A 9,181-nucleotide genomic window follows, 5' to 3' on the forward strand; every position below is an offset into this window, starting at 1 on the left:
TGGGCCCACGACCACGCAATGACCATCGTGATGGCCGCAAATGGCTATCCCGGCGACTATGCAAAAGGCACAGAAATTCGCGGTCTAGACGCCTTACCAGAAAGCAGCACGCAAATGTGTTTTCACGCTGGAACCGCACAGAAAGACGGTGCGATTGTCGCCAATGGCGGAAGGGTGCTGAACGCCACAGCGCGCGGCGCGACATTGGCCGAGGCTCACAAAACGGCTTACGCAATGCTGGACAAAATCGATTGGCCAGAGGGGTTCAGCCGGAGCGATATCGGTTGGCGTGCTCTTTAAGGCGCATGAACATTTAACAGCGTTCAAGACTTTGGCGCCCAGCAAATGGGCCCAGATCACGACTAACGAGCGTGCCCGCCTGAAGCACAGTCCCCATGCGACGTGACAAATCTGCGTTGGCGGTAATGATCGTCGGGCTGCCACTACATTGGATCAAAGCGCCGGAAATAAAGTCCTCGCCGATGCGGTGATTGATCAGCCCCGACGCGCGCGCCAATGGGCGAAGACACCGTTCACAAAAGACCAGACCCGCAGTTCTTTGGCCAAATGCGGGCGGTCAATATAAGCAATTTCGATTATTCCGTCGCCGTTCAAATCGGCCGCCCCAATTGGAGCAAGCCACCTGTTCGTGCACCCGATATGAGGCGTTTCAGCAAGTTTGCCATTGGGGCCATAAATAGCAAGCGCCGCACCGCGCGCGACATCTGTCTCAATCACCACAACCTCAGGTAAACCGTCTCCGGTTACATCCCAAAGACGTGGGGTGATGTCTTCGAATACGTGACTAGCGGGTAACTTAATGCTGCGGGTGTGGCGCTTACCGCTGCTCAATAGGACAGTGATCTGTAAGCCACCGTATTCAACCGCATCTCCAAGCACCCCATGACCGTAGCGTGTTGTAGGATCGGTAAAGCGCGCCGCTTGAATTGTCTGAGCCGTCCCGCCGCCCGCTAAGCAGACAAGCGTCGCAACCAACCAAGCGGCGCGCCAAATCATTAAACTTGCTTTTCAGGCATCCGGACAATCAGCCCATCCAGCTCGTCAGTCACTTTCAACTGACAGGTCAAGCGTGACTGACCCGGTTTCGCTTCAAACGCAAAGTCGAGCATATCTTCTTCCATGCCGTCCAAAGCAGGCAACTTATCAGCCCATGCAGGATCCACATACACGTGGCAAGTTGAACACGCACACGCGCCACCACAATCCGCTTCGATGCCTGGAATGTTGTTGTCACGCGCACCTTCCATAACCGTGAGGCCGTTCGAAACTTCGACAACATGCTCGGTGCCGCCAAATTCAATATAGGTAATTTTCGCCATGAGATGGCCTCCAGTTTAAATATCTGGCGCAAGATGTAGCGGCTCGATGAGGGTTTTTCTAGAGCGAAGGTCATAGGGTTTGCGATGAGGCCGCAGATTACCCTATTATGTGCCAAGAATTATCTCGGATTTAGCCGTCAGGACCCCAAATGCGTCTTTGTGACTTCAGCAAATTACCCAAAATTCTGGGCCTTGGAGTATTTGTGATTTCTGCAGCCTGCACGCCCGTTGAACAGCCCATTCGCGCAGACCAAGCTACGGCCGCGTTTGGCATCGGGCCACCCAACGCCGAAGATGGGATTTGTTATGGCCGCGATGTGAGCCCCGCTGTGGTGGAAACTGTGACCCAGCAAGTTTTGGCGCAACCCGCACAGCTCAGCAGCGATGGCACTGTGCTGTCACCGCCGATGTACCGCTCTGAAACATTGCAGCGGATCGTGACAGAACGCAAAGAGCTGTGGTTTGAAGCGTTGTGCAGTGATGCACTTACCCCGGCGCTTGTTTCCTCAGTCCAGCGCGCCTTAGCGGCCCGCGATCTCTACACAGGCGCAATCACAGGCATTCTGGATCTTAGGACACGTATGGCGATCCGGCGACATCAAAAAGCGCAGGGTCTTGATAGTGCGCTTTTGTCCACCGCCGCCGCGCGCCAGTTGGGGCTCGCTCCTATTAAACGCGAAGAGCGGTGACCAAATAATCTAACGTAAAAGGCGCGCCAGAAATTGACGCGCCTTATGGATTTTTCACATCATGCGATGATTAGTCGTTTAGGGACAGCGCCAAAAAGCGAGGCTGCCCGTCACGACGGATGAGGAGCAGTAGTGACGTCCGCCCAGCATCACGGGCATCAGCAACACGGTCCTCAAAATCACCAACAGTCTCAAGCTTTTCTTGCCCAGCCTCGGTGATCACATCGCCCGCACGTAGACCCTTCGAAAACGCCTCAGACGCCTCATCAAGGTCAACGACAGCTAGACCCGCCGCACCTTCGCTTAGTCCAAGTTCTTGACGCATATCATCGCTCAGCTCTGACAAAGTCATGCCGAGAATGTCCAGGCTGTCTGGCTCTTGCGGTGTATCATCGCCTGATGCGCTGGCCGCTTCAGCCACTTCACGACGGCCCAAAGTGACACGAAGTGTTTCACGGCTTCCATCGCGCAGCACGACAACCCGCACCGTCTTGTCCACGTCGGTATTACCTACACGGCGCACAAGGCCACGGGTGTCCTCAACTTCATCGCCATCAAAATTCAGAATAACGTCGCCGGCTTGGATACCAGCGTTCTTAGCAGGGCCGTCTGGCACATCAGTGACAAGCGCACCTTTCTCATTTTCAAGTCCTTCGATCGCCGAAACCATATCAGGCGCGATGTCTTGGATACGCACACCCAACCAGCCACGACGGGTTTCACCGTATTCTTTCAGTTGCGCCACAACGCGGGTCACAACATCTGATGACATCGCAAAACCGATCCCGATTGACCCACCGTTGGGCGACAAGATGGCTGTGTTCACGCCAATCACTTCACCGTCCATGTTGAACAATGGTCCGCCCGAATTGCCACGGTTGATCGCCGCATCTGTCTGGATGTAGTCGTCATAGCTTCCCTGAAGGGCACGATTACGCGCAGAAATAATACCCGCAGAAACCGAGAAACCCTGCCCAAGCGGATTACCCATTGCAAGCACCCAATCACCCACACGCGCGATGTTGCTGTCACCAAACGGCACATGGCGTAGTGGCGTATCTGCATCTACCTTTAGAAGGGCGATATCAGTGTTTTTATCTTTCCCGATCAGTTCTGCGTTGAACAACTCTGTCGGCTGGCCGTCGCCAGGGAAGAATTCAATCTGGATTTCGTCAGCACCCTCAATAACGTGATTGTTGGTGACAATAAAACCGTCCTCAGAAATCACAAAGCCAGATCCCAACGCAGACGATCGGCGGGGTCCGTTATTGCGGGGACGGTTGTTAAAAAACTCTTCGAAAGGCGAGCCCTCAGGCACGATCCCTTGGGGGCCGGTCCGGCCCGCGATAACTGTTGATGTGGTGATGTTGACCACTGCGGGGCTAATTTTCTCTGCCAAATCCGCAAAACTTGCAGGAGCGCTGCGGGCATTTGCTGGCACCGATGCCAACACAATTGCGCAGAACGCCAACAAGGCGGTCAGGGCGACAGCAAACATCGGCAGGGACATTTTTGGTTGGGTCGCTACTTTGACAGCACTTCGGGCAGGCTGTCTGCGGCTAGGAAGGTTTTTCGCTAAATACTGCAATGTAAACTCCTCGTTCGACTGCATGTTTTGCATAGGTCTGATTGCATCAACCGCGGGGAACGTTCCCGCTGTGGATTTAGAAGTAGGGACGTTTGTGCAAATGGCCAAGTCTTTGGGCCGGATATAACGGTGCTGTGACTATTGTTGCGCGGATTTACGCTGCGCAACACCCGCTATTGTCAAGATAAAAACCACAATAAAGCAAGCCCGCCGAGCATGGAAAGTAGACCAATCAACCGACGCGCTTCAAGGGGCGTGTCGCGCAGCGCCTCTAAAAGTTGCTCTACTATTTTGGGAAAGAGCGCATAGACCAGCCCCTCCACAAAAAGTAAAAGGCCCAACCCCAAAAGAAGGAGCTGGGCCAATGTTATATCAACAAACACGAGGCGCTTGCTTTAGTTTGCCGATGCGCCAGTGTCGGAGCGCAAGTAGTTGAAGAACTCACTATCGGGTGACAACACGAGGGTTGAGTTGCTGCCCTTGATTGCTTCTTCATAAGCGGCAAGCGAGCGGTAGAATTCAAAGAACTCTGGGTCCTTCGTGTAGGCTTCAGCAAAAATGCGGTTACGCTCCGCATCTGCTTCACCTTCAATGATCCGCGCATCACGTGTCGCTTCAGCAATGATCTCGTCATAAGTACGGTCGGCAAGCGCACGTACGCGTGATGCCGCCTCACGGCCACGGGCACGTTCATCGGTTGCTTCACGGTCACGCTCGGCGATCATACGTTGCAGCGTCGCGTCAAAGTTCTGCTCAGGCAGGTTTGTCTGGCGCAGGCGCACCTCAACAACTGCGAGACCCAAAGCATCCGCACGTGCCGCGGCTTGAACGCGGATGTTCTCCATTAACGCACTCCGCTCAGGTGACAGAATAGTATTGGATGTCACACCCTCGGAACCCAAGACCGCACGGATCTGACCGTCGAGAATGTTTTCAAGCTGTGCTTCTGCTTCACGCAGGCCGCCAAATGAAACCGCTTGGCGGAACTGAATGATGTCAGCAATCCGGTAGAGAACGAACGCATCTACTTCCAAACGACGGTCATCCGCGGGGGTGACCTCGATTGTGGGTGTCTGCAGCGACAAAATACGATCTTCGTAGCGCACCACTTCATCAAGGAGCGGTACTTTGAAACCCAACCCGGGCTCTTCAACCACGTTCACAATCTGACCGAACCGCAGCACGAGTGCTTTGTTGCGTTCGTCAACAATGAAGATCGAAGACAAGGCCGTTGCGACGACGATCACGAGAATAGGCAAGATATAAACGTTCTTACGCATTAGTTTGATCCTCCACGGCGCAGGTCATTGAGAGGCAGGTAAGGTACAACGCCCTGTCCACCGCCGCTGCTGGTGTCTTCAAGAATGATCTTATCCACGTCGCCCAAAACGCGCTCCATCGTCTCAAGATAAAGACGGGTGCGGGTCACATCGGGGGCTTGCGCGTATTCAGTTAAAACGGATGAAAAGCGTGAAGCCTCACCAATGGCGCCGTTCACTTGGCGCGCGCGGTACGCTTCAGCCTCTTCTAGGACCCGTGCAGATTCACCACGTGCATCCGCAAGGCGTGCGTTTGCATAGGCATCCGCTTGACGCTCAACGCGGTCACGCTCTTGTTCGGCGGCCTGAACATCGCGGAAAGCGTCAATAACGCTGACATTGCGGGTGTTGCCGTCGTTGTCGGTCAGAGCAACCTGCTGGCTCGGCGGGTCCACTTTGTTGAAGTTGACGCGCACAATGTTGATACCACTGTCGCGGTCATCAAGGGTGCCTTGGATACGGGTACGCACTTCAGCTTCAATCGCAGCACGGTCACGGTTCAAGATCGGCGCAAGTTCCGACTGTGCGATAACTTCGCGCATCGCTGCTTCTGAGATTGAAACGACTGATTGACGTGGATTAGCCAAGCTGAACAAGAAATCTTGTGCATTTTTGATGTTCCAAACCACTTGGAAGTCAATGTCGACGATGTTTTCGTCAGTCGTCAGCATCAAGCCGTTGTCGCCGTTTGTACCGCGACCAACGCCAATGTCTTCGGTGCGGTTCGTGGTCACGTTGAACACTTCGGCTGTCACAAACGGCCATGGAGCAAAGTTTAGACCTTCGGTGCCGACACCGCGGAATTCACCCAAGAAAAGCTCAACGGACTGCTGTTCAGGACGGACCGTGTAAAACGATGCCATGCCCCACAGGACCAAACCAGCCAACGCAGCAAGGCCAAACGTACCGCGGGTCAGCATGGGCCCACCGCTTCCGGTGCCGTTGCCGCCTGAACCAGTGCCGCCGCCTTTGCCACCCATCAGGACGCGCAATTGCTCTTGGCCTTTTTTCATCAGCTCATCAATTTCCGGGATCTGCGCGCCCTCGTTTGGACGCCGTCCGCCGTTTCCACGGTTTCCGTCATTTCCCGGTCCAAGGTCGTCGCCGCCGCGATTTCCGCCTCCGCCACCCCAAGGGCCGCCGTTATTTCCAGCCATGTATGAAAAGCTCTCTTCGTTAAGTAATGGGTCGGTATGCTACTCTATGTGGGCGATCGTGGCGTAATTTCAAGCAACTTCCGCCGATCAAGTACTGCGCACAGGCGTTTTCATGGTCACCAGTTCTTCCGACATTGTCGGGTGAACGGCACATGTTTGGTCAAACTGCTCTTTTGTAGCGCCCATTTTCACGGCAATACCTGCTAGTTGGATCAACTCACCCGCGTGAGGCGCGACAATATGACAGCCCAAAACAACCCGCGTTGCCTTGGAAACCACGAGTTTCATTAGAACTTTACCCTGCCCTTCCGCAAACGCGGTTTGCATCGGACGGAACGAGGTGGAGTAGACCTCAATCGGCTCTTGCTGGGCCGCATCTTCCTCTGACAGGCCAACTGTACCCATCTCAGGCTGCGTAAAGATCGCCGATGGGATCAACTCATGATCTACGGCCGTTGAGTTATCATTGAACACGGTTTCCACAAACGCCATGCCTTCGCGGATCGCGACAGGCGTTAACTCAACACGCTTTGTGACATCGCCCACCGCATAGATGTTTTCAACACTGGTACGTGAAAACTTATCAACTGTAATCTGACCGCTTGAACCTGTGGCAACCCCTGCCGCGTCAAGACCCAAGTTATCCGTCAATGGCCGGCGGCCAGTAGCAAACATCACAACATCAAATGTCGCATCGTCGCCGTGGGTGCCTTTGACGAAAATTCCCGCACCTGTTTTCTCAAGCGATGCAGCATTCGCGCCGGTGACCAAATCAACGCCTTTCTCGCGCATTCCTTGCGCCACCAAGTTGCGCGCTTCTTCATCAAAGCCGCGCAGGATTTGCTCGCCGCGATACCACTGGCTGACCTTTACACCCAGACCGTTCATAATGCCTGCAAATTCAGACGCGATATAACCGCCGCCGATGATCAGCATCGTTTTGGGCAATGCCTCAACGTGGAAAATATCGTCGCTGACAATGCCTAATTCAGCGCCAGAAATATCAGGCCGCGTTGGCGTACCGCCAGTTGCGATCAAAATAGTCTTTGCCGTGACACGCTGGCCGCCATCCAGCTCAACTGTGTGCGGATCCACCAGCTTTGCAAAAGCGTCAAAAATTTTAACATCAGAATTGTCCAACAAGCGGCGGTAGATGCCCTCAAGGCGATCCAACTCGGCTACTAATTTGCCGTGAAACGTGCTCCAGTTAAAATCACCGGCAGTCACATCCCAACCATAGTTGCGCGCGGCCTCAAACGTTTCGGGATACTCTGATGCAAAGACCATCAGCTTTTTGGGCACGCACCCGCGGATCACACATGTACCGCCCAACCGAGAGCCTTCGGCCAGCGCCACTTTGGCACCTGTTGCTGCCGCAACCCGCGCTGCACGCACGCCGCCAGAACCGCCACCAATGACAAACAAGTCAAAATCATACGCCATTCGACGGCCCTTTTCTATTTGTTCAGCAACACGCAAGTAGCGTCACCACCTGCGCGTTTTCATTCACTTCTTGCACAAGTGTGCACATGGCCGCTTGGCAAGCGCAAGCCACGCGCCCCATCGTTCACAGAATTGAGAGCGCGCCATACACCCCATCATTTCCGAATAGGCCTAACAATCAGCCCAAATCGGCGAACAGGTTTTCATGCTCCATCAGATTGACGCTGTCATGTTCAACGGTACCGTTGGAAATGTCTGTCACCTCAACGCGGCCATCACCGTGCCCTACGACGACGACATCACAAATATCGATAAACAGCCCGTTTTCCACAACGCCCGGAATTTGGTTCATCACGAGGCTCAGCTGGCGTGGGTTACCAATGCGCTCAAGGTGCAAATCAAGAATATGGTTGTTCTCATCCGTCACGAAAGGCGCGTCACCATTCATACGTAGCGCAGCTGTCCGACCCAAAACATCCATGCCAACCAGCGTTTCTTCCACAAGTGTTTTGGTGGTTTGCCAGCCGAACGGGATCACCTCGAGAGGGAGTGGGAACGCACCAAGGGTGTCTACTTTCTTGGCTGCATCCGCAATCACGATCATGCGATCGCTGGCTGTGGCCACAACTTTTTCCTGCAAATGCGCGCCGCCACCCCCTTTGATCATGCTTAGGTCCGCATCATACTCATCCGCACCGTCGATGGTCAGGTCTAACCACTTGGCCTCATCAAGAGTGACAACTTCAATGCCCAGACTTTGGGCAAGTGCTGCAGTTCTGCTTGATGTGGGCACGCCCTTAATTTTGAGACCGTCGTTTTTCACGCGCTCTCCAAGGCAACGCACCATCCACGCCGCAGTTGATCCGGTCCCCAGACCGACACGCATTCCGGTTTCAACGAAATCACTCGCGCGCTTGGCCGAGACAAATTTGGCTTTCTCGATGGGTGACAATTCAGCGGGCATGGCAGTGCTCCTTATCTTTGCTGTTGCGCCGTCTATAAATCGCATCGGCCAAAGGTGCGAGCGGGTTTTGTGCGCAGCATTCAACAAGTCTGCGCCGCACTTCGTCAAAGCCCTTCGCCCCTGACCGAATGGCCCTTTGAAACGTCGCAATCAGACGCCCGCCCCGCCCCTAAGCAAGTATCCCTTAACATATGTTTTTATCTGTCTTTGATATGTTCAAAGTGGGCATCGGCCCATCGTCGTCTCATACAATGGGACCGATGGTTGCGGCTGCGCGCTTTTTGGACATGCTGCGCGCGGCCCCGTTCACAGCCTACGGGCTTAAGGCCTCTTTGCACGGCTCCCTCGCATTTACGGGCGCAGGTCACGCAACAGACCGTGCGACCATTCTTGGGCTGGCCGGCTTTTTGCCAGACACCTACGACGAGACCAAAGCCGAGGCCGCCCTTGCGGCGATCAACGCGGACAAAGAAGTCATCAATGATGGCCTGCCCAATTTGCGTTTTGATCCTGCCGCAGACCTGATCTTTGATTATGATACCCGCCTGACGGGACACGCCAACGGAATGCGCCTGCAGGCCGCCGATGCGCAGGGCGATGTTATCTTGTCGCAAGTTTTCTACTCTATTGGCGGTGGATTTGTTCTCACCGAAGAAGAGCTTCAGAACGGTGCTGCGACCG

Annotated in this window: 11 protein-coding genes; 3 read left to right on the forward strand and 8 right to left on the reverse strand. The window is 54.5% G+C overall.

Annotation, left to right across the window (positions count from 1 at the left end; all coding sequences use genetic code 11):
* Positions 1 to 300 (forward strand): phosphoribosylglycinamide synthetase C domain-containing protein (locus tag ACTF5M_RS10780; RefSeq protein WP_438960988.1); only part of this gene is annotated, 300 nt, incomplete at its 5' end.
* Between the two features lie 195 nt (positions 301 to 495).
* Here ACTF5M_RS10780 and ACTF5M_RS10785 read toward each other — a convergent pair.
* Both ACTF5M_RS10785 and ACTF5M_RS10790 read right to left on the reverse strand, forming a co-directional pair.
* On the reverse strand, positions 496 to 1,017 hold the full coding sequence (locus tag ACTF5M_RS10785; RefSeq protein WP_438960989.1) for an FG-GAP repeat domain-containing protein: 522 nt from the start codon (positions 1,015 to 1,017) through the stop codon (positions 496 to 498).
* Positions 1,017 to 1,340 carry a 2Fe-2S iron-sulfur cluster-binding protein gene (locus ACTF5M_RS10790; protein ID WP_048598267.1) on the reverse strand — a complete coding sequence of 108 codons (324 nt, stop codon included), beginning with the start codon at positions 1,338 to 1,340 and terminating at the stop codon, positions 1,017 to 1,019. Before ACTF5M_RS10790 ends, ACTF5M_RS10785 begins: the two co-directional genes overlap by 1 nt.
* 149 nt (positions 1,341 to 1,489) lie before the next feature.
* On the opposite strand from ACTF5M_RS10790, the gene ACTF5M_RS10795 reads away from it, so the two are divergent.
* Positions 1,490 to 2,029 carry a peptidoglycan-binding domain-containing protein gene (locus tag ACTF5M_RS10795; protein ID WP_438960990.1) on the forward strand — a complete coding sequence of 180 codons (540 nt, stop codon included), beginning with the start codon at positions 1,490 to 1,492 and terminating at the stop codon, positions 2,027 to 2,029.
* Positions 2,030 to 2,099: 70 nt separating this feature from the next.
* On the opposite strand, the gene ACTF5M_RS10800 is transcribed toward ACTF5M_RS10795, so the two are convergent.
* The 6 genes from ACTF5M_RS10800 to rpiA form a co-directional block, all read right to left on the reverse strand.
* Positions 2,100 to 3,527 (reverse strand): Do family serine endopeptidase, encoded by a 1,428-nt coding sequence (locus ACTF5M_RS10800; protein WP_438960997.1) that lies wholly within the window; start codon positions 3,525 to 3,527, stop codon positions 2,100 to 2,102.
* A 269-nt stretch (positions 3,528 to 3,796) separates the two neighbouring features.
* Positions 3,797 to 4,000 (reverse strand): DUF2065 domain-containing protein, encoded by a 204-nt coding sequence (locus tag ACTF5M_RS10805; RefSeq protein WP_438960991.1) that lies wholly within the window; start codon positions 3,998 to 4,000, stop codon positions 3,797 to 3,799.
* Between the two features lie 12 nt (positions 4,001 to 4,012).
* Positions 4,013 to 4,897 (reverse strand): protease modulator HflC, encoded by an 885-nt coding sequence (gene hflC / locus ACTF5M_RS10810; protein ID WP_438960992.1) that lies wholly within the window; start codon positions 4,895 to 4,897, stop codon positions 4,013 to 4,015.
* A complete protein-coding gene (hflK, locus tag ACTF5M_RS10815) occupies positions 4,897 to 6,093 on the reverse strand; it encodes an FtsH protease activity modulator HflK (RefSeq protein WP_438960993.1) in 1,197 nt (398 codons plus the stop codon). The genes hflC and hflK overlap by 1 nt, the downstream gene beginning before the upstream one ends.
* A gap of 87 nt (positions 6,094 to 6,180) precedes the next feature.
* Positions 6,181 to 7,536 carry a glutathione-disulfide reductase gene (gene gor / locus ACTF5M_RS10820; RefSeq protein ID WP_438960994.1) on the reverse strand — a complete coding sequence of 452 codons (1,356 nt, stop codon included), beginning with the start codon at positions 7,534 to 7,536 and terminating at the stop codon, positions 6,181 to 6,183.
* 178 nt (positions 7,537 to 7,714) lie between these two features.
* Positions 7,715 to 8,500: a ribose-5-phosphate isomerase RpiA gene (gene rpiA, locus ACTF5M_RS10825; protein WP_438960995.1), complete on the reverse strand. Its 786-nt coding sequence runs from the start codon at positions 8,498 to 8,500 to the stop codon at positions 7,715 to 7,717.
* A gap of 191 nt (positions 8,501 to 8,691) precedes the next feature.
* Between rpiA and ACTF5M_RS10830 the strand changes: the two genes are divergently transcribed.
* A partial coding sequence (locus ACTF5M_RS10830; protein WP_438960996.1) for a serine dehydratase beta chain occupies positions 8,692 to 9,181 on the forward strand: 490 nt, incomplete at its 3' end.

Source organism: Nereida sp. (assembly GCF_965655635.1).
Taxonomy (GTDB): Bacteria; Pseudomonadota; Alphaproteobacteria; order Rhodobacterales; family Rhodobacteraceae; genus Nereida.